This is a genomic window from Thiohalospira halophila DSM 15071 (genome assembly GCF_900112605.1).
In the GTDB taxonomy this organism is placed as follows: Bacteria; Pseudomonadota; Gammaproteobacteria; order Thiohalospirales; family Thiohalospiraceae; genus Thiohalospira; species Thiohalospira halophila.
In genome coordinates this window covers 113,851-138,552 of the sequence record NZ_FOMJ01000004.1, presented here as the reverse complement: position 1 = coordinate 138,552, position 24,702 = coordinate 113,851, and the positions used below count along the sequence as shown (strand labels likewise).

The window sequence follows — 24,702 nt, the reverse complement described above, 5'->3', positions numbered from 1 at the left end:
TCGGGAGGAAACCATGAAACGTTCCGCAATGCTTGCAACCGCCCTGGTCCCGGCCATGGCGCTGGTCGTAACCGGCTGCACCGACAGCGGTGATGGCGGCGGCGGAGGCACTCAGGGCACCCTGAGCCTCCAGGTCACCGATGCCCCGGTGGACCAGGCCGAACACGTCTGGGTGGAGTTCGGCGAGATCGAACTCAAACCGGCGGACGGGCCCTCTATCACCTTCCAGCCCGAGGAGACCGACCGTATCGACCTGCTGACGCTCAGCGGCGGCGGGGCGGAGGCCCTGCTGGAGGAGGTCGATCTGCCGGCCGGCCAGTACAACTGGATCCGGCTCCACGACCTGGCCGTGACCCTGGAGAAGGCGAGCGAGACCATCGACCAGCCCAACGTCTGGGTCCCCAGCGGGGCGCAGACCGGGCTCAAGCTCGTCTCCCCCTTCACCGTGCCGGTCAACGACTCGCTGTCGCTCACCGTGGACTTCGACCTGCGCAAGGCGGTGCACACCATCGCCGCGCAGCCCCCCGCCGGACCACTGCAAGGTTACGACTACCGCCTACGCCCGGCCCTGCGGCTGGTGGATACCAGCGAGACCGGCGCCATCGCCGGTTCCGTGGACAACGCCATCAGTAGCGAGGGCTGTGGCTTCAGCGATGGTGATGACCCGGCCGGCGCCGCCGTCTACGTCTACTCCGGCCACGATCTCACGACCCTGGGCGACGTCTACGTGGAGGACACCTCCGAGGGCGACGATGCCGACAGCAGCGACCAGCTCGCGGAGGGGAACGACAGCCCCGTGACCGTAGCGCCGGTCCGCTACAACGATACGAGGGCCGAGTACCGCTACCGCGCCGCCTTCCTGAATGCCGGCGATTACACCGTCGCCTTCACTTGCGACGCCAGCGGCGACCAGCCGGATGCGACGGACGATGCCCCGCCGTTCGGGAACCCGGCCGAGGTCACGGTCAACGCCGGGGAGGTCACCGAGGCGGACCTGTAACGAGGGCCCGGCGGCCCTCGCCGCCGACCCTCGTCACGGGCTACCCTTGGCTGCCATGACCGAGACCGCCAACCGGGCCCTGACCGCCGCCCTCATCCGCCTCCTGCGCCCCCTGGTGCGGCTGCTGCTGCGCTACGGGGTCTCCTACCAGGCCTTCGCCGACCTGGCGCGCTGGGCCTACGTCGATGTGGCCTCCCGGGAATTCGCGATCCCCGGCCGCAAGCAGACGGTCTCGCGGGTCTCGGTGCTCACCGGCCTCAACCGCAAGGAGGTCAGCCGCCTCCAGGCGACGGAACAGCCGGATGACACCGTGGCCGAGCAGCGCCACAACCGCGCCACCCGGGTCATCAACGGCTGGCTGCGGGATCCGCGCTTCCGCGATGACGGCGGCCACCCGCTCCCGCTCCCCTTCGAGGCGGAGGCGGGCGGGCCCAGCATCACCGAGCTGGTCCGTGCCCACAGCGGCGACATGCCACCCCGGGCGGTGCTCGACGAACTCGAGCGCACCGGCGCCGTCCACGCCGGCGACGAGGGGCTCCACTACCTGGCCGCGGAGGGCTACGTGCCCGGCGGCGAGGTTGAAAAGCTGCACATCCTGGGCAGCGACGTCGCCGAACTGGTGGCGACCATCGACTACAATCTCCATGCAGAGGGCGGCGAGCCCCGCTTCCAGCGCAAGGTGGCCTACAACAACCTCCCCGCCGAGGCCCTGCCCGCCCTGCGCAGGCTCACCGCCGACCGCAGTGGCGAGCTGCTGCTGGAACTCAACGAGTGGTTCGCCGCCCGGGACCGCGATACCGCGCAGGACGGTGCCGAGGAAGGCGACCGCCACCGTGCCGGCCTGGCCATCTACTACTTCGAGGACCCCGATGATGCCCCGCCTGCCTCGTAGTGCCGTCCACAAGGCGGCCATCCCGCTGTTCATGACCCTGCTGGCGATCTTCCTGGCCGCCTGCGTGCCCCAGGAGGACACCACCATCGCCGGTAATCAGCAGAACGACGGCGGGATCAGCGGCACCGGCTACTCCTCCGGCCCGGTGGATGGCTTCGGCAGCATCTACGTCAACGGCATCCGCTACGCCACCGGCGATGCCACGCTCTACATCGACGGGGCGAAATCCAACCGGGACGAGCGGGAAGCGCTGGGCGTCGGCATGGTGGTCACCGTCACCGGCAACCGGGACGCCCAGGGCGATTCCGGCACCGCCGAGACCGTGCGCTACCGGCCCCTGCTGCGCGGGCCGGTAGCGGACATCAGCCTGGACGTCGACGGTCTGGGGAGCCTCACCGTCCTGGGCCGCACCGTCATCATCGACCGGGGCACCGTCTTCGCCGACCGCACCGGCAAGGGTCTGATCGGCCCCGAGGCGATCACCACCGAACAAGCCGTGGAGGTCAGCGGCTACCCGGAGGGGAACGATTTCCGGGCAACACGGCTGGCAGTCCTGAACGACGACGGGGCCATCGCGGTAAGCGGGTCGGTAGAGACCGCAACGGCAGATACCGTGACCCTGCAATCCGAGACGGAGGTGCGCTACGGCACCGGAACCGACCTGACCGACCTCCCCGCGGCCCCGGAGGACTGGTCGGGACGGGTCGTCCACATCCGCGGCAACCACTCTAACGGCGGGCTCCAGGCGGACGCCATCACCGGCCTCACCGGCCTGGGGCTGGAACTCCCCGCGGATGAAGACGGCGAGGTGGAGGCCACCGGGCGCGTAACCTCGAACTGGGACGAATCGACCGCCTCCTTCGGCTTCAACGGCGCGAGGGTTACTCTCACAGACCGAACCGAATTCGAGGACAGTCGTAAACCTGCCGATCTCAAAACGAGCGAGCGGATAGAACTGGAGGCCGAATACCGGGACGGGACCCTCACCGCCGAGGAGATCGAATTCCTCGAAGAGCCCACCGAGACCGCCTTCGAGGGCGCGCTGGAAGCGGTTGGGTCCGTGGACCCCAACGGCCGCGTCACCCACCTGACCCTCTTCGGCGTGGAGATGGCCGTCACCCCGCGCACCCGGCTCGACCTGGACGACGAGGGCGGCGCGCTGACCGCCGGCGACTGCGTGGAGGTCCTCCTGCGGCCGGCCAGCAATCAGCCGGACGGCGAGGGCGCCCTGGCCCTCCAGCTCGAGCGCGAAGACGACGAGGGCTGCGAAGCCGAGATCGAGGGCACCGTCACCGTCGTCCAGAACGGGGGCGATACCGTGGTCATCGCCGGCGTTACCGTCGACCTGTCCGGAACCGGGACCTCGGCCAGCGTTGGCGACCGCCTGGAGGTGGAAGGTTCCTGGGAGGGCAACACCTTCCAGGCCTCGGAGGTCGAGCGCGAGGACGAGGAAGACGACGACTGACCCTCACCCCGCTGACCCCGGCCGCAGGGACCGCCGCGGCCACCGGGCCGGCAACCGCCCACTGGCCACCAGCGCCCCGCCGACCACACCGATGGCGGCCAGCGCCAGCCGGGGGTCCGGGGCGCTCCAGCCCACGGCCACCAGGGCGGTAGTGGCGATGACGGGAGTGGCGTAGGTCAGCGTCCCCAGCAGGCCGGCGGGGCCGTGGCGCAGGGCGTAGCCCCAGGCCATGAAGGCCACCCCGTAGGGGCCGACCCCGATGAGGGCCGCGGCCAGCCAGTCCCCCACCGCCGCGGTAACAGTGGTCTCGGTAACCAGGTGCAGGACCAGGGCGACAACGCCGGCCTGGCCAAAGAGCCGCGCATAGCCGCTCAAGGGCAGCGCCCCCGCACCGCGCAGGTAGAGGGAGAAGGCGATCCAGGAGGCGCCGCTGGCCAGCCCCGCCAGCCATGCCACCGGCGGCGTGGGCTCCCCGCCTCCGCCGCCGGCCACCAGGGGCGCGATCCCGGCAAAGGCGATCCCCGCCCCCAGCAGGGCGGCCACCGCGGGGCGGCGACCGGCCAGCACATCGGCGGCGACGACGAAGCCCAGGGGCCAGGTATAGGTCACCAGGGTCACCACCGCCGGATCGCCCCGCCCCAGGGCGAGGAAGTAGAACCAGAGCGCGCCCACCAGACCGCCCACGCCGGCCAGCCAGTGGGCCTTCCGGGTCATGGGTGCCGGTCGGGCATCCCCCTCCCGGGCGAACAGCGCAGCCACTCCCGCCAGCAGGGCCGCTGCGGCCAGGGCGATGGCGGCAACCTGCAGGGGCGGCAGTCCCGCCAACCGCCGCAGCAGGGGCAGGCTCCCCCAGAGGACCACGGTAAAAACCCCGGCCAGTAACCCCCGTACGCTCCCGCTGGCGTTCATGCCTGAATCGCCCTCCTCGCTGGTCAGTGGAACTCTCCAGCCGTAAGGTAGGGTCGGACCGAGCATGATGGAAACGAATTCTCGTAATGGATGAATCACGCAACGTGATGAGCCAGGGCCACCCCCTGGACCTGGAACTCCTCCAGTCCCTGGTGGCGGTGGTGGACAGCGGCGGCTTCACGGCGGCGGGCCGGCGGCTGCATCGCGCCCAGTCGACGGTGAGCGCCCACCTGGCGCGGCTGGAGGAGCGCACGGGGCATCGCCTGCTGGAGCGGAGCACCCTCGCGCCGACCCCGGAGGGGGAGCGGCTGCTGGCCCACGCCCGGGAGATCCTCCGCCACCACGCCCTGGCCTGGCAGGAGCTACGCGCCCAGCGGCTCGGGGGGCGGCTGCGACTGGGGATCCCGGATGACTACCTCGCCTTCCTGCCGGCGGTCCTGGCGGAGTTCGAGGAACGCTTCCCCGGCGTGGAACTCACCGTGGAGTGCGGTCTGAGCGTGGACCTGGTGGGAGCGGTCCGCACCGGCGGGCTGGACCTGGCCGTGGTCACCCGCCAGCCCGGCAGCCCCGGGGGCGAGACCCTGCGCCGGGAGCCCCTGCGCTGGGCCGGCGCCGCTGACCACGCCGCCCATGAGCGCGATCCCCTGCCCCTGGCGCTCTCCCGTCGCGGGGTCTGCATCTTCCGGGAGCAGTCGCTGGAGGCCCTGGAGTCCGCCGGCCGCCCCTGGCGGGTGGCCTATACCAGCACCGGCCTGGCCGGGCTGCTGGCGGCGGTCCGGGCCGGCCTGGCGGTCACGGTCCTCACCCCCTCCATGTTCGAGCCGGGCCTGCGGGCCCTGGGAGAGGCGGAGGGGCTGCCCCCGCTGCCTGCAGTGGATATCGCCCTCCATCGCGCCCCCGGCCGACCCTCGGAGCCGGCCACCCGACTGGCGGAACTCCTCCAGGAACGGCTCGCCTGGCCGGAAGGCCCCGCCTGATCCGGGCGCCGGGTACCCCCAACAAAAAGACCCCCGCACCGGAGTGCGGGGGTCCTCTCGCTAGCCGGGCTCCGTAGAGCCCGAGGGGCGTCTTACAGCCCCAGCAGCTTGCGCTCGTGGTGCAGGCCCTTGTAGAGGCCGATGCACATGAGCAGCAGGACGACGGTGAAGGGCAGACCCGTGGTCACCGCGCCCGCCTGCAGAGCCTCGAGCGCCTTGTCACCGCCCACGTAGAGCAGCACGCCGGCGATGAGGCCCTCCATGACCACCCAGAAGATCCGCTGGGCCTGGGGGGCGTCGATCTTGCCGCCGGCGGTGATGCTGTCGATGACCAGGGAGCCGGAATCGGAGCTGGTGATGAAGAAGACCAGCACCAGGATTACCGCCACCAGGGAGGTCAGGAAGGACAGCGGCATCTCGGCGAACATCTGGAACATGGCCATGGACTCGTCGGCACCCAGGCCGTCGGCCAGTGCGCCGATGCCCTGGCTCGCCTGCTCCAGGCCGTTACCGCCGAAGGCGGCCATCCAGACCACGGTCACCAGGGTCGGCACGATGAGCACCGCGGTGATGAACTCGCGCACGGTGCGGCCGCGGGAGACGCGGGCGATGAACATGCCGACGAAGGGGGACCAGGAGATCCACCAGGCCCAGTAGAAGACCGTCCAGCCGTGGAACCAGGCCTCGTCCTCGCGCCCGAAGGGGTTGGACAGCGCCGCGAAGCTGGTGACGTAGTCCACCGCGGTGGTGAACAGGGTGGTGAAGAAGGTCGCCGTGGCCCCCACCAGGATGACGAAGAGCAGGAGGATCCCCGCCAGCGCCATGTTGAGGTTGGAGAGGACCTTCACGCCCCCGTCCAGGCCGCGGACCACCGAGACCAGGGCGGCGGCGGTGACGCCGACGATGATGGCGATCTCGGTATTCAGACCGGCCTCGCCACCGGAGATCACGCCGATACCGGAGGCCGCCTGCTGCGCCCCCAGACCCAGGGAGGTGGCCAGGCCGAAGATGGTGGCCAGCACCGCCAGGGTGTCGATGACGTCACCGGGCCAGCCCCAGACCTTCTCCCCGAACAGGGGATAGAAGGCGGAGCGGATGGTCAGCGGCATGCCCTTGTTGAAGGCGAAGAAGGCCAGGGAGAGGGCGACCACGCCGTAGATGGCCCAGGGGTGCAGGCCCCAGTGGTACATGGTCGCGCCCATGGCCATGCGCATGGCCTCCGGCGAGTTGGCCTCCACACCCAGCGGCGTCTTGTACCAGCCGGTGTAGTAGGCCACCGGCTCGGCCACGCCCCAGAACATCAGGCCGATGCCCATGCCGGCGGCGAAGAGCATGGCGAACCAGGAGAGGGTGGAGAACTCCGGCTTGGCATCCTGGCCGCCCAGGCGGATCTTGCCCACCGGCAGGAAGAGCAGGGCGACGATGAAGATCAGGAAGATGTTGGCGCCGATGAGGAAGAGCCAGTCGAACTGGCCGATGCTCCACCACTTGGCCCCGTCCAGGATCTCCTTGGCCTGGCCCGGCGCTGCCAGGGTCAGGATGACGAACAGGACGACCAGAAAGCCGCTGGCGATGAAGACGGGGTTGTGCAGGTCGAGCCCGAAGGGATTGATATTGCGATCCCCCGGCTCGTGGTCAGTATCGTAAGGATCTTCCATGTTGTTATCGCTCACGAGATGTCCCCTCTCTGGTTGCGAATGGATCGACGGGTATCAGCCCACGCGTTCGAAGTACTGGCGGGTGATCCGGAAGACCACCGGCGCCAGTAGCAGCAGGGCGATGAGGTTGGGCATGGCCATGAGCGCCAGGGTCACGTCGGCCAGAGCCCAGATGAGCTCCAGGCCGGCCACCGCCCCGATGAACAGGGCCACGCCCCAGATGAGCCGGAAGACCGTCAGGCCGCGCACCCCGCCCAGGTACTCCACACAACGCTCGGCGTAGTAGGCCCAGGCCAGGGAGGTGGAGAAGGCAAAGATCGCCATGCCGAAGGCGACGATGAGCTGGCCGGCGCCCTCCATGCCCAGGCCGGCGCCGAAGGCGAGGGTCGTCAGCTCGGCCCCGGTCTCGCCGCTGTCCCAGACCCCCGTGGTGACGATGACCAGGGCGGTCATGGTGCAGACGATGAGGGTATCGATGAAGGTCCCCAGCATACCCACCACGCCCTGGCGCACCGGGTCGTCGGTCTGCGCGGCGGCGTGGGCGATAGGGGCCGAGCCCAGCCCCGCCTCGTTGGAGAAGAGGCCGCGGGCCACGCCGAACTGCACGGCGAGCATGATGCCGGCGCCGGCCGCACCCCCGGTGGCGGCAGGGCCGGTGAAGGCGCCGGTGATGATCTGCGCCAGCCCCGCCGGGACCCCTTCCAGATTCAGCGCCAGGATCACCAGCGCGGCGCCGATGTAGAGCAGCCCCATCACCGGGACCAGCTTCTCCGCCACCCGGGCGATGCGCTGGATGCCCCCGAGGATCACCAGCAGCACCAGGCCGGCCATGACCAGGCCGGTCACCCAGGTGGGGATGGCCAGCGCCGTCTCCAGGGAGTCGGCCACGGAATTGGACTGGACGGTGTTCCCGATGCCGAAGGCGGCGATGGTGGCAAAGACCGCGAAGGCGCCGCCCAGCCAGGCCCAGCGCTGCCCCAGGCCATTGCGGATGTAGTACATGGGCCCGCCCACGTAACGGCCGCGCTCATCCACTTCGCGGTACTTCACCGCCAGCACCGCCTCGGCATACTTGGTGGCCATCCCCACCAGCGCCGTCATCCACATCCAGAAGACGGCGCCGGGGCCGCCCAGGTGGATGGCCGTGGCCACGCCGGCGATGTTGCCGGTGCCGATGGTGGCGGACTGCGCCGTCATCAGGGCGGCGAAGGGGGTGATGTCGCCGCTGCCGCGCTGCTGGTCGTGCCGGGTCCCGGCGATGACCATGCGCACGCCGTAACCGATGCGCCGCAGGGGCATGAACCGCAGACCGATGGTGAGGAAGAGGCCGGTCCCCAGCAGGAGGAGCAGGAGGACCGGGGTCCAGAGGACACTACTGACCTGATGGAGGAATTCGACGATGCCTTCCATGTACACGGGTCCCGGGAAGTGAAGTGACCCTCAGGCTACCAGTTCAAAACGGCAGGCTCACCCCGTTCACGCCGCCTCGCCGGAGATCAGGCCGCGCTGGAGGTCGATGAGGATGCGCTGCCCCTCGATCACGGTGGCGCAGGCCAGCAGGAAGATCTCCACGAACTCGTTGCGCTCGTCCTCGGGCATCTCCGAACGGGCGTTGAAGGTGCCGAACATGGTGTCGTGGGCGCCGGCGACGTAGAGGATCATCCGCTGCATGGCGCCCTGGTCATCCGGCGGCGGCGCCTCGGTATCCAGCACCGGCTCGTCCATCTTCTGCTTGATGGTGGAGTAGAGGTGGAAGAGGTACTCCGCCGCACTCTGACGCCCCCGCCGATCCTCCAGGGTGTAATCGGCGGAGACCTCCTGGCCACTGCGCGCCCGCAGGGTGATGTGCTTGGACTCCGGCCCCTCGTCGGCATAGGGATTGATGATCTCGGCCACGGCGCCTCCCGGCTTCCGAATGGGTGAGTATGGCGCTCAGGATAACCGGCCGGGGGTGAGCATGTCAGCTCAGCCATCCAGGCGCTCCCTCGCCTGCGTGCTGTCCAGGCTGCCCTCCGTCGCGGCACGCTCCTCGCCGCGCCGGATCTTCTCGAGGACGTAGAGGTGATACTGGATGTCCTCGTAGCTGCTGTCTTCCGGCAGGCGTGCCAGGAGCGCCGCCGTCTCCTCCTTGTCACTCGCCATCTTCACCTCCGGCTATCTCGCTGGATTCAGGCTAGCACCGCCGGCGGTGGCGGTCATCGTCAGGCACCGGCCGGCGGATGGACGCGGAACCAGAGGGCATAGAGGGCCGGGAGGAAGAGGAGCGTGAGCGCCGTGCCCACGGTGACGCCGCCGATGAGGACCACCGCCAGCGGGCCCCAGAAGGTGGAGGTGGTCAGGGGCAGGAAGGCCAGCACCGCGGCCAGGGCAGTAAGGACCACCGGTCGCGCGCGGCGCAGGGTCGCCTCGATGACGGCGGTGTAGTCGTCCATGCCGGCGCCCTGGTTGGCCTGTATCTGGCCGGCGAGGATCAGGGTATTGCGCATGAGGATCCCGGCCAGGCCGATGAGGCCGAGCATGGCGACGAAGCCGAAGGGTCGGTCCGCCAGCAACAGCCCGGCCACGGCACCGATGAGGCCCAGGGGCGCGGTGAGCAGGGTCATGATGGTGCCGGGGAAGCTGCGCATGGAGAGCATGATGATGGTGACCATGACCCCGACCATCACCGGCAGCATACCGGCGATGGAGGCGCGCGCCTTGCCGCTCTCTTCCACGGCGCCGCCCACCTCCACGCGGTAGCCCCGGGGCAGCTCGGCCCGGATGGGATCCAGGGTGGGGTCGATCTCGGCGGTGACATCGGGCGGCTGCACGTCTCCCCGGATCTCGGCGTTCACCTCCATGACCGGGGTGCGGTTGCGCCGCTTGAGCACCGGCTCCTCCTGGATCACCTCCAGCTCGGCCACCTGCTCCAGGGGCAGCCGCTGGCCGGTGCCGGTCTCGATGACCAGGCTGCCGAGGCTGTCGAGGTCCGGGCGGCTCGCCGGGTCGGCGCGGGTGACCAGGTCCACGGTACGGATGTCCTCGCGGATCTCGGCGGCGCGCACGCCGTCGGTGGCGGCCTGGACCTGCTGGGCCACCGCCTGCGGGGTGAGCCCCAGCAGGCGCAGCCGCTGGCGGTCCCAGGTCAGCCGCAGGGCGGAGACCCGCTCCCCCCACTCGGCGTGGGCCTGGGCGGTATTCGGGTGATCGGCGATGCGCTGGCGTACCTGCTCGGCGATCCCGCGCAGCTCGTCCACGTCGGGGCCCATGACCCGGAAGGTCACCGGCCACGGCACCGGCGGACCGTAGAGCAGGGGGTGGGCGCGCACCCGGGCCTCGCTGAAGTCGCCGGCGGCGATGCGCGCCTGGACCTTCTCGCGCAGACGCTGGCGCGCCTCCTTGCCGTGGGTCCGGACGATGAGCTTGGCGAAGGCCGGGTCGGGCAGCTCCGGGTCCAGGGCGAGGAAGAAGCGCGGCGAGCCGCGGCCGATGTAGGTGGCCACGTGCTCGCTCTCCTCCGCCTGGCGCAGGTACTCCTCCACCCGATTGGCCACCTCGCGGGTGGCGCCGATGGAACTCCCCTGAGGCAGCTGGACGTCCACCTGCAGCTCCGGCCGGTCGGAGGTGGGGAAGAACTGCTGTTCCACGCCGAAGCGCATCCCCAGGATGGCGGCTACCATCAGCAGGGTGGTGAGGCCGCCGACCACCAGGCGGTGGTCCACGCACCAGGTGACCAGCCGGCGCAGGCGCTGGTAGGTGGGGGTGTCGTAGAGCTCATCCGCGCCGCCGGGGTGGGGCTCGATCTTCGGCAACAGCTTCACGCCCAGGTAGGGGGTGAAGACCACCGCCACCACCCAGGAGGTGAGGAGGGTGAAGGCGAGGATCCAGAAGATGTTCCCGGCGTACTCACCCACCCGGGACTCGGCGAAGCCGATGGGGATGAAGCCGGCGGCGGTGACCAGCGTGCCCGCCAGCATGGGGCCGGCGGTAATGTTCCAGGCCTGGGCGGCGGCGGCGACGCGGTCGAAGCCCTCCTCCAGCTTCACCAGCATCATCTCGATGGCGATGATGGCATCGTCCACCAGCAGGCCCAGGGAGAGGATGAGCGCGCCCAGGGTGATCCGGTCCAGGTTGCGGCCGGTGAGCTGCATGATGAGGAAGGTGATCCCCAGGGTCAGCGGCACCGCCAGCGCCACCACCAGCCCGGCGCGCAGCCCCAGGGCGACGAAGCCCACCAGGGTGATCACCACCACCGCCACCAGGAACTTCAGCTCGAACTCGTTCACCGCCAGGCGGATGGCGTTGGCCTGGTTGGAGACCTGCTCCATGGCCACGCCGGCGGCCAGGTGGTTGCGCTGCTCCGCCTCGAAGGCATCCAGCTCCTCGGCCAGGTCCAGGCCATTGAAACCGGCCTCCATGACCACGCCCAGCAGGACCGCCTCCTCGCCGTCGCTGCGGGCGATGAAGGCGGGCGGCTCGGCGTGGCCCCGGCGGACGTCGGCGACATCGCCCACCCGGACCAGGCGGCCGGCCTCGGTGGCAACGGCGGTATCGCGGATGGCGTCCAGGCTGGCCAGGTCGGCCCGGGGGCGGAGATGGATCCGGGGGCCCGCGGTCTCGATGAGGCCGCCGGGGACCACGGCGTTATCCGCCGCCAGGGCATCGCGGAACTGCGCCGCGGAGAGGCCCAGGGTGGCCAGGCGGTCGTGGTCGAACTCCACGAAGATCTGCTGCTCGCGCTCGCCGATGAGGTCGACCTTCTTCACCCCCTCGACGCGGCGCAGGTGGCCGCGGATCTCCTCCGCCTCCCGGGTGAGCTGGCGCAGCGGCAGGTCCGGGGACTTGATGGCGTAGAGGGAGAAGTAGACGTCGGAGAAGTCGTCGTCGAAGAAGGGGCCGCGAACCCCCTCCGGGAGATTCACCGCCTCGTCGCCGGCCCGTTTGCGCACCTGGTAGAAGAGGTCGTCGACCGCCTCCGAGGGGGTATCCTCGGCGAAGGCGACCTTGAGGATGGCCTGGCCCGGCCGGGTGGTGGTCTCCACCCGGTCCAGCCAGGCGACCTCCATGATCCGCCGCTCCAGCTTGTCGGCCACCTGGTCCTGCATCTCCTCGGCGGTGGCCCCGGGCCAGCTCGCCTGGACCACCATGACCTTCACCGTGAAGGCGGGGTCCTCCGCCCGACCCAGATCGACGAAGGCCCAGACGCCGGTGACGGCGGCCACCAGGAGGAAGTAGAGGGTAACGGCGCGCTGGCGGACGGCGAGCGCCGAGAGGTTGAAACCGCCCATGGCCTAGCGCCCCGTGCGGACGCGGACCGCCTGGCCCGGCTGCAGGGTATGCGTGCCGGCCGCGACCACCTCGACCCCGGGCTCCAGACCACGGACCTCGGCGCTCTCCTGCCCCAGGGCGACCACCTCCACCGACCGGCGCTCCACGGCGCCGTCCACCACGGCCCAGACGGCGGTACCCTGGCCGTCGTCGGCCACCGCCCCGGCGGGGACGCGGACCACCGGCTCGGCGGGCTGGAAGGTCAGGCGCAGGGTACTGCCCAGGGGGTGGTCGGCGGCGCCCTCGGGGAGGGTGTAGCGGGCGCGCCAGGTGCGGGTGGCGGGGTCGGCGCCGGCGGCGAGGTCGCGCAGTTCGGCCCGTCCGCCGCCGGGGAGCCGGGCCTGTTCCAGCGCGGCCTCCCGGCGGCCGGCGGGGATGGCCACCTCCACCTCGCGCGGGCCGCGGGCGAACCGGACCACCGGCTCACCGGTGCCCAGCACCTCGCCCGGCTCGGCCAGGACCTCCATGACGGTGCCGTCGGCCGGGGCGCGCAGGGTGGCGTAGTCCAGGCGGTTCTCCGCCAGCGCCCGCTCGGCCCGGGCGGCCTCGACGGCCCGATGGGCGGCCTCGGCCTCGGACTCGGCGCGGTCGTACTCCCGCTGGGAGACATTCTCGTCGGCGACGAGATCCGCCAGCCGCGCCACCTCCGAGCGGGCGAAGAGTGCTCGCGCCTCGGCCTCGGCGACCCGTGCGGCGGCCGCGTCGTACTCGCGCTGCAGGTCACGGTCGTCCAGCCGGGCCAGGACCTCGCCCGCCGCCACGCGGTCACCGGCGTCGGCCGGCCGCTCGGCGAGTTCGCCGCCGACGCGGAAGCCGCGCTCGGCCTCGTGGCGCGCATGGACGGTGCCCACCAGCGACCAGACCGCCCGTTCGCCGGCCTCCACAGTGACGGTCCGAACCACCCGCGGGGACTCATCCGCCGCCGCTTCGGTCTTCTCTTCGCTTCCCCCGTCGGCGGGCGTCTCCTGGCCCTCGCCGCCGCAGGCGACGGGGAGCAGGGCGAAGAGGGCGAGCAGGGGCAGGAGGCGTGACGGCATGGGGTTCCTCCTCGGATGGTCCCGGAGCGCGGGTCGGCGCCATTTATTTAAGGATATACCGATACATGAATATGATTCAAACCGTAGCAGGTCAGCCGGTCCGCGGTCCCTGCCCCGGGCTCGTAGCGCAAGCGACTCCTCCAACAACCCGGGCGCCGGCCGGGTTCACCGGCGGGGGGAAGTCCTCAGCCGTCAGTGAGCCGCTCCAGCCGCTGCCGCGCCTCGCCAGCGGCGGTGCGCACCCGCGCCGGGGCCGTCCCGCCGATGTGGTCCCGGGCCGCCACCGAGCCCTCCAGGGTGAGGACCTCGAAGACGTCGGCGCCGATGGCATCGGAGAACTGCTGCAGCTCGGTGAGCTCCATCTCGCCGAGGTCCCGGCCGGTACTGATCCCGTGGCGGACGGCGCGGCCCACCACCTCGTGGGCGTCGCGGAAGGCGACCCCCTTGCGGACCAGGTAGTCGGCCAGGTCGGTGGCGGTGGCGTAGCCGCGCCGGGCCGCCTCGCGCATGTTCTCCGCCTTCACGGTCATGCGCGGAACCAGGTCGGCGAAGGCGCGCAGGCTGCCGGCCAGGGTGTCCACGGCGTCGAACAGCGGCTCCTTGTCCTCCTGGTTGTCCTTGTTGTAGGCCAGCGGCTGGGACTTCATCAGGGTGAGCAGGGCGAAGAGGTGGCCGTTGACCCGGCCGGTCTTGCCGCGCACCAGCTCGGGGACATCGGGGTTCTTCTTCTGCGGCATGATGGAGGAGCCGGTGCAGAAGGCGTCGCCGAGGTCGACGAAGTCGAACTGGGCGGAGCTCCACAGGACCATCTCCTCGGCCATGCGGGAGAGATGGGTCATGCAGATGGCGGCCACGGAGCAGAACTCCAGGGCGAAGTCGCGATCCGAGACGGCGTCCAGGGAGTTGGCCGCCACGCCGTCGAAGCCCAGGGCGCGGGCCGTCGCCTCGCGGTCCACCGGGTAGGTGGTCCCCGCCAGCGCCGCAACGCCCAGGGGCGAGACGTTGAGCCGCTCCCGGGCGTCCAGCAGCCGCTGGTGGTCGCGGTGGAGCATCTCGAACCAGGCCAGCATGTGGTGGCCGAAGGTCACCGGCTGGGCCGACTGCAGGTGGGTGAAGCCGGGGAGGATGGTCTCCGCCTCGCGCTCGGCCACCTCGATGAGGCCGCGCTGGAGCCGGGCCAGCTCGCCGGCGATGGCGTCCACCTGGCCGCGCAGCCACAGCCGCAGATCGGTGGCCACCTGGTCGTTGCGCGAACGGCCGGTATGGAGCTTCTTGCCGACGTCCCCCACCTCCTGGGTGAGCGCCGCCTCGATGTTCATGTGGACATCTTCCAGGTCCACCCGCCACTCGAACTCGCCGGCCTCGATGCGCTCGCGGATGGCCTCCAGGCCGCCGACGATGGTCTCCGCCTCGTCGGCGGCGATGACGCCCTGGTCAGCGAGCATGCGCGCATGGGCGATGGAGCCGGCGATGTCCTCGCGGTAGAGGCGCCGGTCGAAGCCCACGGAGGCGGTAAAGGCCTCCACGAAGGCATCGGTGGGCTCGTCGAAGCGCCCTCCCCAGGGCTTGGCGGTCTCGTCGGTCATGGTCGGCCCCCTTGGCGTGAGCGCGGAGTATAGCAAAGGGCCGGCCCCAGCCGGGAAGCGTTCCCCGGCCGGCACTCACCGGCGCGGCCCTCTCCCGAGTTGCCGAAGCCGGGGGGCTTTGCCACACTCAACACCGGCATTTTCAGGACCGGCACTGCCGGGACGGAGGCAGGATGGAGAGGGCTGGCGGCGACGAGGCGGCAGGTATCGCCATCCACTACCGCGACCTGGTGGAGAACCACCCCTACCTGGTGGTCTGCTACCTGCCGGACAGCACCATCCTGTTCGCCAACACCACGGCCCGGGAGTTCTTCGGGAGCGAGCTGGAGGGTCAGCGGTGGCTGGACTACCTCCCCGAGGAGGATCGGGCGACCAACCGCCGGGAGCTGGCCACCTACAGGCCGGAGGCGCCGGTCCGCACCATCGAGAACCCGGCGGTGGATGCCAACGGCGACCCGCGCTGGATCGAGTGGACCACCCGCGCGCTGTTCGACGCCGACGACCGGCTCACCCACCTGCAGAGCGTCGGCGCCGACGTCACCGAGCGCCGCGCCGCCCGGGAGGCGCTGGAGAAGAGCGAGGCGGAGCTGGCCGAGGCGCAGCGCATCGCCCACCTGGGGAGCTGGACCTCCGACTTCGTGGCCGACGAGATCCGCTGGTCCGACGAGGTCTACCGGATCTTCGGCCTGCAGCGGGACGAGTGGGGGGCCACCCACGAGGCCTTCATGCAGGCCGTGCACCCCGAGGATCGGGAACGGGTCCAGCGGGCGGTGGAGACCGCGCTCGACCCCGGCGGGCCGCGCTACGACATCGAGCACCGCATCGTCCGCCCCGACGGCGAGGTGCGCCACGTCTACCAGCGCGGGACCGTGGATTTCGATGCCGAGGGCCGTCCCCTGCGCATGGTCGGCACGGTCCTGGACATCACCGAGCGCCGCCGCGCCGAGCAGGCCCTGGACCATCTCGCCCACCACGATGCCCTCACCGAGCTGCCCAACCGCAACGCCCTGCGCGAACGACTGATCACCACCATCGAAGAGGGCGCGGACAAGGTCTGGGCGGTCATCCACCTGGGGCTGGACCGCTTCCGCAGCGTCAACGAGGGCCTGGGCCACGCCACCGGCGATGCCCTGCTCCAGCAGGCGGCCCGGCGACTGGAGAACAGCCTGCAGGGCGGGGAGTACCTGGCCCGGGTGGGGGGCGACGAGTTCGCCGTCCTGGCCACTGCCGAAGAGGGTGAGGCCGGGATCACGGCCACCACCGAACGACTGCTGGCCCCCTTCCGGGAACTCTTCCAGCAGGAAGGCGGGGAGTTCTTCCTGCCCGCCTCCGCCGGAGTCGCCCTCTATCCACGGGACGCCGACGAGGCCGACGGCCTGCTCCAGCGCGCCGCGGCGGCCATGGCGCAATGCAAGGCCGAGGGCGGCAACGGCGTGCGCTACCACGCCGAGGAGATGAACGAGCGCGCCCGCAGCCGGGTCGCCCTGGAGGGCAAGCTGCGCCGAGCGGTAATGAACCGGGAGGGCTTCTTCCTCCACTACCAGCCCAAGGTGGAGGCCGGCACCGGCCGCATCCTGGGCGCCGAGGCGCTGCTGCGCTGGCAGGACGGCGACGGCGAGATCCACTCCCCGGCGACCTTCATCCCCGCCCTGGAGCAGACCGGCCTCATCGCCGAGCTGGGCCGCTGGATCCTCGCCACCGCCTGCGCCCAGTGCCGGTCCTGGCAGGAGGCGGGGCTGCCGCCGGTCCGCATGGCGGTGAACCTGGCCGCCCCCCAGTTCCACGACCCGGCCATGGCCGCCACCCTGGAATCGGTCCTCGCCGAGACCGGCCTGGCCGCCGGCGACCTGGAGCTGGAAGTCACCGAGCGCATGCTCATGACCGACATCCCCGGCGTTATCCGCACCCTGGGCCAGTTCCGGGAGATGGGCATCAAGCTGGCCCTGGACGACTTCGGCACCGGCTACTCCTCCCTGGCCTATCTGCGCCAGTTCCCCATGGACTGCCTGAAGATCGACCGCGCCTTCATCAACGACCTGGGCAACGGCGGCGGTGCCCTCATCCGGGCCATCCTCGGTCTGGGGGAGAGCCTGGGCGTGGAGACGGTGGCCGAGGGGGTCGAGGAGGCGGACCAGGCGGACTTCCTGGAGCACCACGGCTGCCGCGCCCTGCAGGGCTTCCTCTTCGCCCGCCCCCTGACGGCCGAGGCCTTCGGCGAGCTGCTGGCCGACGGGGGCCGGATCCGGACCCAGGCCAGGCACTGACACCCAAGAAAACGGGGCCGGCCCCGAAGGACCGGCCCCGCCGGTGGGAGGGCCCCGTGCGGGGCCCGGTCAGTGGCTACTTCTTGGAGCCGGTGAACTCCGGATAGGCCTCCATGCCGCAGTCGACGTAGTCCAGGCCCTCGTACTCGGCCTCCTCGTCCACGCGGATCCCCATCACCACCTTGAGGATGCCCCAGACCGCCAGGCTGGCCAGGAAGACCCAGGCGAAGATGGCGACCAGGCCGGCGAGCTGCCCCACCAGGGTGGCATCCGGGTTGGAGAGCAGGACCGCCAGCACACCCCAGATGCCGCCGACACCGTGGGCCGAGATGGCGCCCACCGGGTCGTCGATCTTCAGCTTGTCCAGGCCGACGATGGAGAAGACCACGATGACCCCGCCGATACCGCCGACCAGGACCGCCAGACCGGCGCTGGGGGAGAGCGGATCCGCCGTGACAGAGACCAGGCCCGCGATGGCGCCGTTGAGGGCCATGGAGAGGTCGGCCTTGCCGAAGAGCACCTTGGAGGTGATGAGCGCGGCGATGACCCCGCCGGCCGCCCCCATGTTGGTGTTCACGAACACCGCGGCGACGTTGTTGGCGGAGGCGATATCGGCGACCTTCAGCTCCGAACCGCCGTTGAAGCCGAACCAGCCCATCCAGAGGATGAAGGTACCCAGGGCGGCCAGGGGCATGTTGGCACCGGGGAGGGCGTTCACCTCACCGTTCTTGCCGTACTTGCCCTTGCGGGGGCCCAGCAGGAGGACGCCGGCCAGGGCGGCGACGGCACCGGTCATGTGGACGATGCCGGAACCGGCGTAGTCGGAGTAGCCGATCTCCGCCAGGAAACCGCCCCCCCAGCTCCAGTAGCCCTGCACCGGGTAGATGACGGCCGTCATCACCACCGCGAAGGCGAGGAAGGCCCACAGCTTCATCCGCTCGGCCACGGCACCGGAGACGATGGACATCGCCGCGCCGGCAAAGACCAGCTGGAAGAAGAAGTCGGAGATCCCGGAGTAGTAGGGTGCGCCCTCACCGCCGGCGAGGACCGACTCCACGCTGTTGTCCGGCCCCAGCAGGAAGGCCAGGCCCGGGATCACCGAGCTGGAGGAGCCCTCGTACATGATGTTGTAACCCACCAGGAGATACATCACCGAGGCGACGGCGAAGAGCGCGACGTTCTTGGTGAGGATCTCCACGGTGTTCTTGGAGCGGACCAGCCCCGCCTCGAGCATGGCGAAGCCGGCCGCCATCCACATGACCAGCACGCCGGCCATGAGGAAGTAGAACGTATCCAGGGCGTAGGCGACCTGGGTGACCTGATCGATGGCTTCCATCGTTGTGTCCTCGCTTATTGCACCGAGTGGGTTCCGGCCTACAGGGCACCCGCACCGGACTCGCCGGTACGGATGCGGATGGCCTGTTCCAGAGCGGCGACGAAGATCTTGCCGTCGCCGATCTTGCCGGTGTGCGCCGCCTTCGAGACGGCCTCGATGACCTGGTCGGCGAGGCCGTCGTCCACGGCGACCTCCACCTTCACCTTGGGCAGGAAATCGACCACGTACTCCGCGCCCCGATAGAGCTCGGTGTGGCCCTTCTGCCGTCCGAATCCCTTGACCTCGGTGACGGTCACCCCGGCCACGCCGATATCCGACAGGGCCTCGCGCACGTCATCGAGCTTGAAGGGCTTGATGATGGCCGTAATGAGTTTCATGGGAGCTCTCCCTTGTTGATGCGCCGGGTGACTAGAAGGACCAGGTGGCGCCGTACCAGAGGGCGTCGTCGATATCGCTACCGTCGCGGTCCTCGCCGCCGATCATGTAGTTCACCGACATCTCGGCCGGGCCCAGCGGGTGGGTCAGGGAGATGGTGGTGTCGCGCACCGCGCCGCTCTCGTCCTCGACGATGAACTCGCCTTCCTCCTCGTAGCTGTAGTAGCCGACACTCACGCCCAGACCGAAGTCGTTGGGCAGATCCGCGCTGTAGCTGGCATTGAGGTAGATATCGCCCTCGTTGGCCCACAGGGAGTCGTCCATGGCGTAGTTGGCGGAGAGGCCGAAGGGGCCGTAGCTGCCGGAGACATAGAGTTCCGGCGTGTTGCTGTCGCCGTCCTCGGTCGCAACGGTCTCGCCGTCGATGTCGCGAGTCCCCTCACCGTCGCCGGTGTAGTAGAAGTAGAGGAGGCCGACGTCGTAGCCGAAGTCCCCGGCCGAGCCGGCGTAGCCCGCGTAGACGTCCACCTCGTTGTTGTTGGAGGCACCCCCGTCACCGTTTGCGTCGGTCTCGGTGTAGTTGAGCGTCGACCACCAGGTCCCGGCGTAGAAGCCGGAGTCGTGGGCGTAGTCCAGACCGCCCTGAAGCGAGGTGCGATCGTCCTCGGCGTAGCCGCGGAAGATGTACTGGGAGACCACCCCGATGTTGCCGGTGACCTCGGCCGCCGCGGGGGCGGCGACGGTCAGCCCGCCGAGGGCGGTCATGCCGAGGGTGGAGCCCAGGAGGAACTTGCTGCGAAGGGTCGTCATGGTGCGTTCTCCGTTACGTGGGTCGTTGTCAGCAACTGCCTGCACCCCCGTTACAGCAGAAGCCGTGCCACTTTCTTCAAACATCGAAAAAACAATAAGTTGCGACCCATCCATCGAGCCGGCACGGCTCCATCCACCGAATGCGTGCACCAACCCGGTGCAGGCCGCCCCCTGCCCCCATCCGGGTCGGTGCACTACAATGGCGCCCGACACCGTTCCGGCGCCGGGAGGCCCCTCATGGAAAACCGCGACTTCATCCAGGATCTCAGCCGCCGGCTGGCCGCCGCCCTGCCGGACTCCGCCCGCACCCTGCGCGACGATGCCGAGCGCAACCTGCGCGGCGTCCTCGACACCGCCTTCGAGCGCATGGAGCTGGTGACCCGGGAGGAGTTCGACGCCCAGGCGGAGGTCCTCGCCCGCACCCGCGCCAAGCTGGAAGAGCTGGAGCGGCGCGTGGCGGAGCTGGAGGGCACGGGCTCCGACGAGGCCGACCCGGCCCGGTAGGCCGGGGCCGGAGAGACAGGAATCGGCGCGCAGGGAGCGCGCCGCGGAACCACAGGCCCAGGGAGGGGCAATGTCACTGGCGACCGTTCACAGCCGCGCCCAGGAGGGCGTTACCGCCCCACCCGTGGAGGTGGAGGTCCATCTGGGCAACGGCCTGCCCTCGCTCTCGGTGGTGGGCCTGCCCGAGGCCGGGGTCCGCGAGAGCAAGGACCGCGTCCGCGGGGCCATCGCCACCACCGGGCTGGAGTTCCCCGCCCGGCGGATCACCATCAACCTCGCCCCGGCGGACCTGCCCAAGGAGGGCGGCCGCTTCGATCTGCCCATCGCCGTGGGACTGCTGGCCGCCTCGGAACAGCTCCCGGCCGACGAACTCCCGCACTACGAATTCCTGGGCGAGCTGGCCCTGGGCGGCGGCCTCCGCCCGGTACGCGGGGCGCTACCGGCAGCGGTGAAGGCGGCGGCCGCCGGGCGCACCCTGATCCTGCCCCGGGCCAACGCCGCCGAGGCCGCCCGAGTGCGCGACGCCCGGATCCTCGCCGCCGACGACCTTGCCGGGGTCTGCGCCGCCCTGGCCGGCAACGCCCCGCTGGACCGGATCGCCCCGCCGGAGGACCCCGGCCCACCAGCCATTACCGCCGATCTCGCCGAGGTGCGCGGCCAGCACCAGGCCAAGCGCGCCCTGGAGCTGGCCGCCGCCGGCGGCCACAGCCTCCTGCTGCTGGGCCCGCCGGGGACCGGCAAGTCCATGCTCGCCCGCCGGCTCCCCGACCTGCTCCCGCCCCTGGACGAGGACGAGGCGCTGGAGGCCGCCGCCATCCGCTCGGTGGCCGGCGGGGCGGAGGAGTCCACCGAGGCGTGGTACCGTCGCGCCTTCCGCTCGCCCCACCACACCGCCTCCGCCGCCGCGCTGGTGGGCGGCGGCAGCCACCCCCGGCCCGGGGAGATCTCCCTGGCCCACCGCGGGGTCCTCTTCCTCGATGAACTGCCCGAGTTCGATCGCCGGGTACTGGAGGTCCTGCGCGAGCCGCTGGAGACGGGGAAGGTCGCCATCGCCCGGGCGACCCGGCGCACCGAGTTCCCGGCGACCTTCCAGCTAATCGCCGCCATGAACCCCTGCCCCTGCGGCTACCTGGGCGACCCCTCCGGCCGCTGCCACTGCACGCCGGACCAGATCCGGCGCTACCGCGCCAAGCTCTCCGGGCCGCTGCTGGACCGCATCGACCTCCACCTGGAGGTGCCGCCGGTGCCGGTGGATACCCTCACCGCCGAGCAGCCCGCGCCGGAGCCGGAAACCCCGGCCGCCCGGGAGCGGGTGGAGGCGGCGCGGGAGCGTCAGCGCCGGCGCGCCGGCCGGGTGAACGCCGAGCTGGAGCCGGGGGAGGTTGAGGCCGCCTGCCGGCTGGACACCGCGGGCCGGCAGCTACTGGAGCAGGCCATCCGCCGGCTGGACCTCTCCACCCGCGGCTACCACCGGATCCTGCGCATGGCGCGCACCGCCGCCGACCTGGCCGGAGCGGAGGCGGTCACCGCCGCCCACCTCACCGAGGCGCTGGGCTACCGCCAGCTCGACCGGCCGGTGGACTGAGGACCGTTACTCGCCGGCCTCGCCCAGCCAGTCCCGCGGGTGGAGGTAGCCCTCGTAGAGCGCGGCCTCCGGCGTGCCCGGGTCCGGGCGCCAGTCGTACTGCCAGCGCACCAGGGGCGGCAGGGACATGAGGATGGACTCGGTGCGCCCGCCGCTCTGCAGGCCGAAGAGGGTGCCGCGGTCGTAGACCAGGTTGAACTCCACGTAGCGGCCGCGGCGGTAGAGCTGGAAGTCCCGCTCCCGCTCGCCGTAGGGCGTGGCCTTGCGGGCGGCGACGATGGGCCGGTAGGCCGGGATGTAGGAATCCCCCACGCTCTTCAGGAAGGCGAAGGTGGTATCGAAGTCCCAGGCGTTGAGGTCGTCGAAGAAGAGGCCGCCCACGCCCCGGGTCTCCTCCCGGTGCTTGAGGTAGAAGTAGTCGTCGCACCACTGCTTGTAGGCGGGGTAGACGTCCTCGCCCCAGGGGGCGCAGGCCGAGCGGGCCGTGCGGTGCCAGTGGAGGACATCCTCGTGGAAGGGGTAGAAGGGGGTGAGGTCGAAGCCGCCACCGAACCACCAGACCGGGTCCTCCCCGGGCTTTTCCGCCACGAAGAAGCGCACGTTGGCGTGGGAGGTGGGCACGTAGGGATTCCAGGGGTGGATGACCAGGGAGACCCCCAGCGCCTGGAAGGAGCGCCCCGCCAGCTCCGGCCGCCGCTCGCTGGCCGCCGCCGGCAGGCTGTCGCCGTGGACGTGGGAGAAGTTCACCCCGCCCTGCTCCAGGACGTCGCCGCCGGCGAGCACCCGGGTCCGGCCGCCCCCGCCGCCCTCGCGGTCCCAGGCATCCTCGTGGAAGGAGCCGGCCCCGTCCTCGGCGGCCAGCTCGTCGCAGATCCGGTCCTGGAGACCGAGCAGGTAGTTCTTGACGGCGTCGATGTCGATGGTGGACACGGGGCAGACTCCTCGATGCGTTCGGCGGACAGTCTAACAGGCCGGCGGGCCGGGGCCGGTAACCAGAAGGAACCCAGGGTTGCAGGCGGCCCCGGAAGATTCCCCCTTGGCGGCCCGGTCGCGCTACCATGACCTAAGGTGCCGGTCGGGAACCGGCAGCGACCTTCCGATAGGCTCCCGGTACGGGGAGCGGGGTGAGGAAAAGGACCATGACAGCGACCGTATTCGCCATTGCCAACCAGAAGGGCGGCAGCGGCAAGACCACGCTCACCATGAACCTGGCCGCCGGCCTGGGCCAGCGCGGGCGGACCCTGGTCATCGACGCCGACCCCCAGGGCTCGGCGGTGCAGTGGAGCGGCCTGGCCCCGGAGAGCCGGCCCTTCCCGGTGCCGGTCATCGCGGTGGGCGGCCACCCCGGCCGGGAGGTCGAGCACTTCCGCGCGGACTACGACTACATCCTCATCGACTGTCCGCCCTCACTGGAGACCGATCACACCCACAAGGCCATGCTCGCCTCGGACACGGTACTGATCCCGGTGCTGCCCTCGCCCGTGGACCTCTGGGCCAGCATGAACCTGGCCGACACCGTGGCCTCCATCCAGCAGCAGCGGCCAGGGCTCGAGGCGTACTTCGTCGTGAATCAGCTCGAACCGCGCAGCGCCCTCTCCCGGGCCATGCAGTCGGCCCTGGCGGAGTTCGACATCCCGGCGCTGGAGAGCAACATCCGCCGCCGTGCCGTCTACCGGAATGCGGCCATGGAGGGCCGAAGCGTCTTCTGCCTGGGCAGGCAGGGTGAAACCGCCCGCGCGGAAATCACGAACCTCATCGGGGAGGTGTTCCCATCATGAGTCGAACCGCATCGAAACTGACCAACAGCGTGCGCCAGGCCAAGGGAAGCCAGGGCACCGAACAGGCCGAGGAACCGGCGGAGGTCACGACCACCGAGGATTCCACGGAAGCGACGAAGAAAGAGGTCCCGAAGAAGAGCCGGGAAGAGGAACCGCTGCCGCGCATGCCCTCCCGCCGCGTCTGGCCCGACTGAGGGCAGCCGCCGGCTAGCCCCCCTGGCCGAGCCGCTCCTGGAGCCGCTCCCGCAGCAGCTCCCGCAGGACCACGGCCTGGTTGTGCTCGGTGTCCTTCGCCCCGAAGAGGAGGGTGAGGGGTCCTTGCCGGGCGATGGCGGCCAGTTCGTCGAGCCGGGCCTGCGACTCCGGGGCCTGTAGCTCCGCCCGATAGCGCTCGCGGAAGGCGTCCCACCGCTCGGGGTCGTGGCCGAACCACTTGCGCAGCTCGGTGGAGGGGGCAAGCTCCTTGTACCAGTGATCCAGCCGGGCGTCCGCCTTGCGGATGCCGCGCGGCCAGACGCGGTCGACGAGGACGCGCGTCCCCGGGTCGTCGGCAGAGTCATCGTCATAGACGCGGTGCAGTCGGATCCGTTCGCTCGTACCCACTCCCCGCCACCTCCCTGGCTCATCCCGCGGGTCCCTCACGGTCGTAGCTGCCGCCCGCTGGCCAGATCCCGGATGGGGGTAGGCCGTTCGCGGCCGCCGGTTTCGCCGGGGAGGACGTGGACGGCGGGGCCGAAGGCGCGGCGCACGGCGCGGGCATCCGGCAGGGGCGGGCGGCCGCTGCGGTTGGCGGAGGTGGAGACCACCGGCCCGCCGAAGGCGCGGGCCAGGGCGGCGGCCGGGGGGTGGGCGCTCACCCGCACCGCCAGGGTGGGGTGGGCACCGCGCAGCCAGCGCGGCGTACCGAGCCGGGCGGGGACGACCCAGGTCTCCGGCCCCGGCCAGCGCTGGCCCAGGTAGGCGCGCTGCTCGGCGGTGAGGCGGACGAAGGGGGTGAGCTGATCGAGGTCGGCGGCCAGGAGGATGACCCCCTTGGCCGGATCGCGCCGCTTGAGCGCCAGCAGCCGCTCCATGGCCGCCCGGTTACGCGGATCGCAGCCCAGGCCCCAGACCCCCTCGGTGGGGTAGGCGACCACGCCGCCGGCTCTCAGGGCGCGGGCGGCGGCCACCGGGGCAGCGAAGGGAGTGGAACGGGGTCGGGGAATGGTCCGGGTCATGG

The 24,702-nt window shown here is 70.9% G+C and carries 23 protein-coding genes; 9 read left to right on the top strand and 14 right to left on the bottom strand.

The genetic code is table 11. The annotated features are described in order from the left end of the window. The first annotated feature begins 13 nt into the window (after positions 1 to 13). The 3 genes from BM272_RS07415 to BM272_RS13770 are packed head-to-tail and all read left to right on the top strand — an operon-like array spanning position 14 to position 3,357. Entirely contained in the window at positions 14 to 1,000 is a 987-nt protein-coding gene (locus BM272_RS07415) for a DUF4382 domain-containing protein (protein WP_093428138.1), read from the top strand. A gap of 55 nt (positions 1,001 to 1,055) precedes the next feature. Then, entirely contained in the window at positions 1,056 to 1,892 is an 837-nt protein-coding gene (locus BM272_RS07410; RefSeq protein WP_093428137.1) for a DUF6502 family protein, read from the top strand. Then, positions 1,870 to 3,357: a DUF5666 domain-containing protein gene (locus tag BM272_RS13770; RefSeq protein WP_093428136.1), complete on the top strand. Its 1,488-nt coding sequence runs from the start codon at positions 1,870 to 1,872 to the stop codon at positions 3,355 to 3,357. The genes BM272_RS07410 and BM272_RS13770 overlap by 23 nt, the downstream gene beginning before the upstream one ends. Before the next feature lie 3 nt (positions 3,358 to 3,360). Here BM272_RS13770 and BM272_RS07400 read toward each other — a convergent pair whose 3' ends face one another. After that, entirely contained in the window at positions 3,361 to 4,266 is a 906-nt protein-coding gene (locus tag BM272_RS07400; protein WP_159433038.1) for a DMT family transporter, read from the bottom strand. Between the two features lie 86 nt (positions 4,267 to 4,352). Between BM272_RS07400 and BM272_RS07395 the strand changes: the two genes are divergently transcribed. Further along, complete coding sequence (locus tag BM272_RS07395) at positions 4,353 to 5,243, top strand: LysR substrate-binding domain-containing protein (protein WP_275886931.1); 891 nt, start codon at positions 4,353 to 4,355, stop codon at positions 5,241 to 5,243. A 92-nt stretch (positions 5,244 to 5,335) separates the two neighbouring features. On the opposite strand, the gene BM272_RS07390 is transcribed toward BM272_RS07395, so the two are convergent. From BM272_RS07390 to argH, 7 genes are all read right to left on the bottom strand, one after another. Beyond that, a complete protein-coding gene (locus BM272_RS07390) occupies positions 5,336 to 6,901 on the bottom strand; it encodes a BCCT family transporter (protein ID WP_093428212.1) in 1,566 nt (521 codons plus the stop codon). A 54-nt stretch (positions 6,902 to 6,955) separates the two neighbouring features. Next, positions 6,956 to 8,311 (bottom strand): alanine/glycine:cation symporter family protein, encoded by a 1,356-nt coding sequence (locus tag BM272_RS07385; protein WP_093428211.1) that lies wholly within the window; start codon positions 8,309 to 8,311, stop codon positions 6,956 to 6,958. Between the two features lie 66 nt (positions 8,312 to 8,377). Then, entirely contained in the window at positions 8,378 to 8,797 is a 420-nt protein-coding gene (locus BM272_RS07380; protein ID WP_093428134.1) for a hypothetical protein, read from the bottom strand. Positions 8,798 to 8,866: 69 nt separating this feature from the next. Further along, positions 8,867 to 9,043 carry a hypothetical protein gene (locus tag BM272_RS13835; protein ID WP_162841049.1) on the bottom strand — a complete coding sequence of 59 codons (177 nt, stop codon included), beginning with the start codon at positions 9,041 to 9,043 and terminating at the stop codon, positions 8,867 to 8,869. 59 nt (positions 9,044 to 9,102) lie between these two features. Beyond that, a complete protein-coding gene (locus BM272_RS07375) occupies positions 9,103 to 12,168 on the bottom strand; it encodes an efflux RND transporter permease subunit (RefSeq protein WP_093428133.1) in 3,066 nt (1,021 codons plus the stop codon). Positions 12,169 to 12,171: 3 nt separating this feature from the next. Further along, complete coding sequence (locus BM272_RS07370; protein ID WP_093428132.1) at positions 12,172 to 13,245, bottom strand: efflux RND transporter periplasmic adaptor subunit; 1,074 nt, start codon at positions 13,243 to 13,245, stop codon at positions 12,172 to 12,174. 185 nt (positions 13,246 to 13,430) lie between these two features. Then, complete coding sequence (gene argH, locus BM272_RS07365; RefSeq protein ID WP_093428131.1) at positions 13,431 to 14,831, bottom strand: argininosuccinate lyase; 1,401 nt, start codon at positions 14,829 to 14,831, stop codon at positions 13,431 to 13,433. A 173-nt stretch (positions 14,832 to 15,004) separates the two neighbouring features. Here argH and BM272_RS07360 point away from each other — a divergent pair, with 173 nt between their 5' ends. Next, a complete protein-coding gene (locus BM272_RS07360) occupies positions 15,005 to 17,095 on the top strand; it encodes a putative bifunctional diguanylate cyclase/phosphodiesterase (protein ID WP_093428130.1) in 2,091 nt (696 codons plus the stop codon). Between the two features lie 76 nt (positions 17,096 to 17,171). Here BM272_RS07360 and BM272_RS07355 read toward each other — a convergent pair whose 3' ends face one another. The 3 genes from BM272_RS07355 to BM272_RS07345 are packed head-to-tail and all read right to left on the bottom strand — an operon-like array spanning position 17,172 to position 19,616. Continuing rightward, positions 17,172 to 18,431: an ammonium transporter gene (locus BM272_RS07355; RefSeq protein WP_093428129.1), complete on the bottom strand. Its 1,260-nt coding sequence runs from the start codon at positions 18,429 to 18,431 to the stop codon at positions 17,172 to 17,174. A 38-nt stretch (positions 18,432 to 18,469) separates the two neighbouring features. Continuing rightward, positions 18,470 to 18,808 carry a P-II family nitrogen regulator gene (gene glnK / locus BM272_RS07350; RefSeq protein ID WP_093428128.1) on the bottom strand — a complete coding sequence of 113 codons (339 nt, stop codon included), beginning with the start codon at positions 18,806 to 18,808 and terminating at the stop codon, positions 18,470 to 18,472. A gap of 31 nt (positions 18,809 to 18,839) precedes the next feature. Beyond that, on the bottom strand, positions 18,840 to 19,616 hold the full coding sequence (locus BM272_RS07345) for a TorF family putative porin (protein WP_159433037.1): 777 nt from the start codon (positions 19,614 to 19,616) through the stop codon (positions 18,840 to 18,842). Positions 19,617 to 19,853: 237 nt separating this feature from the next. Between BM272_RS07345 and BM272_RS07340 the strand changes: the two genes are divergently transcribed. Together BM272_RS07340 and BM272_RS07335 are read left to right on the top strand one after the other, a co-directional pair. Continuing rightward, complete coding sequence (locus BM272_RS07340) at positions 19,854 to 20,120, top strand: accessory factor UbiK family protein (protein ID WP_093428126.1); 267 nt, start codon at positions 19,854 to 19,856, stop codon at positions 20,118 to 20,120. A 70-nt stretch (positions 20,121 to 20,190) separates the two neighbouring features. Next, positions 20,191 to 21,705, top strand: coding sequence for a YifB family Mg chelatase-like AAA ATPase (locus BM272_RS07335; RefSeq protein WP_093428125.1), 1,515 nt, complete (start codon positions 20,191 to 20,193; stop codon positions 21,703 to 21,705). 6 nt (positions 21,706 to 21,711) lie between these two features. Here the strand turns inward: BM272_RS07335 and hemF are convergent, their stop codons facing one another. After that, the gene (hemF, locus tag BM272_RS07330) at positions 21,712 to 22,635 is read right to left on the bottom strand and encodes an oxygen-dependent coproporphyrinogen oxidase (protein WP_093428124.1); all 924 of its coding nucleotides are present in this window, start codon (positions 22,633 to 22,635) and stop codon (positions 21,712 to 21,714) included. A 209-nt stretch (positions 22,636 to 22,844) separates the two neighbouring features. On the opposite strand from hemF, the gene parA reads away from it, so the two are divergent. Both parA and BM272_RS07320 read left to right on the top strand, forming a co-directional pair. Beyond that, positions 22,845 to 23,483, top strand: coding sequence for a ParA family partition ATPase (gene parA / locus BM272_RS07325; protein WP_093428123.1), 639 nt, complete (start codon positions 22,845 to 22,847; stop codon positions 23,481 to 23,483). Beyond that, positions 23,480 to 23,677: a hypothetical protein gene (locus BM272_RS07320; protein ID WP_093428122.1), complete on the top strand. Its 198-nt coding sequence runs from the start codon at positions 23,480 to 23,482 to the stop codon at positions 23,675 to 23,677. Before parA ends, BM272_RS07320 begins: the two co-directional genes overlap by 4 nt. A gap of 13 nt (positions 23,678 to 23,690) precedes the next feature. On the opposite strand, the gene BM272_RS07315 is transcribed toward BM272_RS07320, so the two are convergent. Then, positions 23,691 to 24,086 carry a DUF488 domain-containing protein gene (locus BM272_RS07315; RefSeq protein WP_205407774.1) on the bottom strand — a complete coding sequence of 132 codons (396 nt, stop codon included), beginning with the start codon at positions 24,084 to 24,086 and terminating at the stop codon, positions 23,691 to 23,693. Between the two features lie 35 nt (positions 24,087 to 24,121). After that, positions 24,122 to 24,700: an L-threonylcarbamoyladenylate synthase type 1 TsaC gene (locus BM272_RS07310; RefSeq protein WP_093428121.1), complete on the bottom strand. Its 579-nt coding sequence runs from the start codon at positions 24,698 to 24,700 to the stop codon at positions 24,122 to 24,124. Positions 24,701 to 24,702: the final 2 nt, after the last annotated feature.

Excerpts from the sequence above, each read along its gene's own strand:
- BM272_RS07415 (WP_093428138.1), top strand. The coding sequence starts at position 14 with ATGAAACGTTCCGCAATGCTTGCAACCGCCCTGGTCCCGGCCATGGCG.
- BM272_RS07410 (WP_093428137.1), top strand. The coding sequence starts at position 1,056 with ATGACCGAGACCGCCAACCGGGCCCTGACCGCCGCCCTCATCCGCCTC.
- BM272_RS13770 (WP_093428136.1), top strand. The coding sequence starts at position 1,870 with ATGATGCCCCGCCTGCCTCGTAGTGCCGTCCACAAGGCGGCCATCCCG.
- BM272_RS07400 (WP_159433038.1), bottom strand. The coding sequence starts at position 4,266 with ATGAACGCCAGCGGGAGCGTACGGGGGTTACTGGCCGGGGTTTTTACC.
- BM272_RS07395 (WP_275886931.1), top strand. The coding sequence starts at position 4,353 with ATGGATGAATCACGCAACGTGATGAGCCAGGGCCACCCCCTGGACCTG.
- BM272_RS07390 (WP_093428212.1), bottom strand. The coding sequence starts at position 6,901 with ATGGAAGATCCTTACGATACTGACCACGAGCCGGGGGATCGCAATATC.
- BM272_RS07385 (WP_093428211.1), bottom strand. The coding sequence starts at position 8,311 with ATGGAAGGCATCGTCGAATTCCTCCATCAGGTCAGTAGTGTCCTCTGG.
- BM272_RS13835 (WP_162841049.1), bottom strand. The coding sequence starts at position 9,043 with ATGGCGAGTGACAAGGAGGAGACGGCGGCGCTCCTGGCACGCCTGCCG.
- BM272_RS07375 (WP_093428133.1), bottom strand. The coding sequence starts at position 12,168 with ATGGGCGGTTTCAACCTCTCGGCGCTCGCCGTCCGCCAGCGCGCCGTT.
- BM272_RS07370 (WP_093428132.1), bottom strand. The coding sequence starts at position 13,245 with ATGCCGTCACGCCTCCTGCCCCTGCTCGCCCTCTTCGCCCTGCTCCCC.
- argH (WP_093428131.1), bottom strand. The coding sequence starts at position 14,831 with ATGACCGACGAGACCGCCAAGCCCTGGGGAGGGCGCTTCGACGAGCCC.
- BM272_RS07360 (WP_093428130.1), top strand. The coding sequence starts at position 15,005 with ATGGAGAGGGCTGGCGGCGACGAGGCGGCAGGTATCGCCATCCACTAC.
- BM272_RS07355 (WP_093428129.1), bottom strand. The coding sequence starts at position 18,431 with ATGGAAGCCATCGATCAGGTCACCCAGGTCGCCTACGCCCTGGATACG.
- glnK (WP_093428128.1), bottom strand. The coding sequence starts at position 18,808 with ATGAAACTCATTACGGCCATCATCAAGCCCTTCAAGCTCGATGACGTG.
- BM272_RS07345 (WP_159433037.1), bottom strand. The coding sequence starts at position 19,616 with ATGACGACCCTTCGCAGCAAGTTCCTCCTGGGCTCCACCCTCGGCATG.
- BM272_RS07340 (WP_093428126.1), top strand. The coding sequence starts at position 19,854 with ATGGAAAACCGCGACTTCATCCAGGATCTCAGCCGCCGGCTGGCCGCC.
- BM272_RS07335 (WP_093428125.1), top strand. The coding sequence starts at position 20,191 with ATGTCACTGGCGACCGTTCACAGCCGCGCCCAGGAGGGCGTTACCGCC.
- parA (WP_093428123.1), top strand. The coding sequence starts at position 22,845 with ATGACAGCGACCGTATTCGCCATTGCCAACCAGAAGGGCGGCAGCGGC.
- BM272_RS07320 (WP_093428122.1), top strand. The coding sequence starts at position 23,480 with ATGAGTCGAACCGCATCGAAACTGACCAACAGCGTGCGCCAGGCCAAG.
- BM272_RS07310 (WP_093428121.1), bottom strand. The coding sequence starts at position 24,700 with ATGACCCGGACCATTCCCCGACCCCGTTCCACTCCCTTCGCTGCCCCG.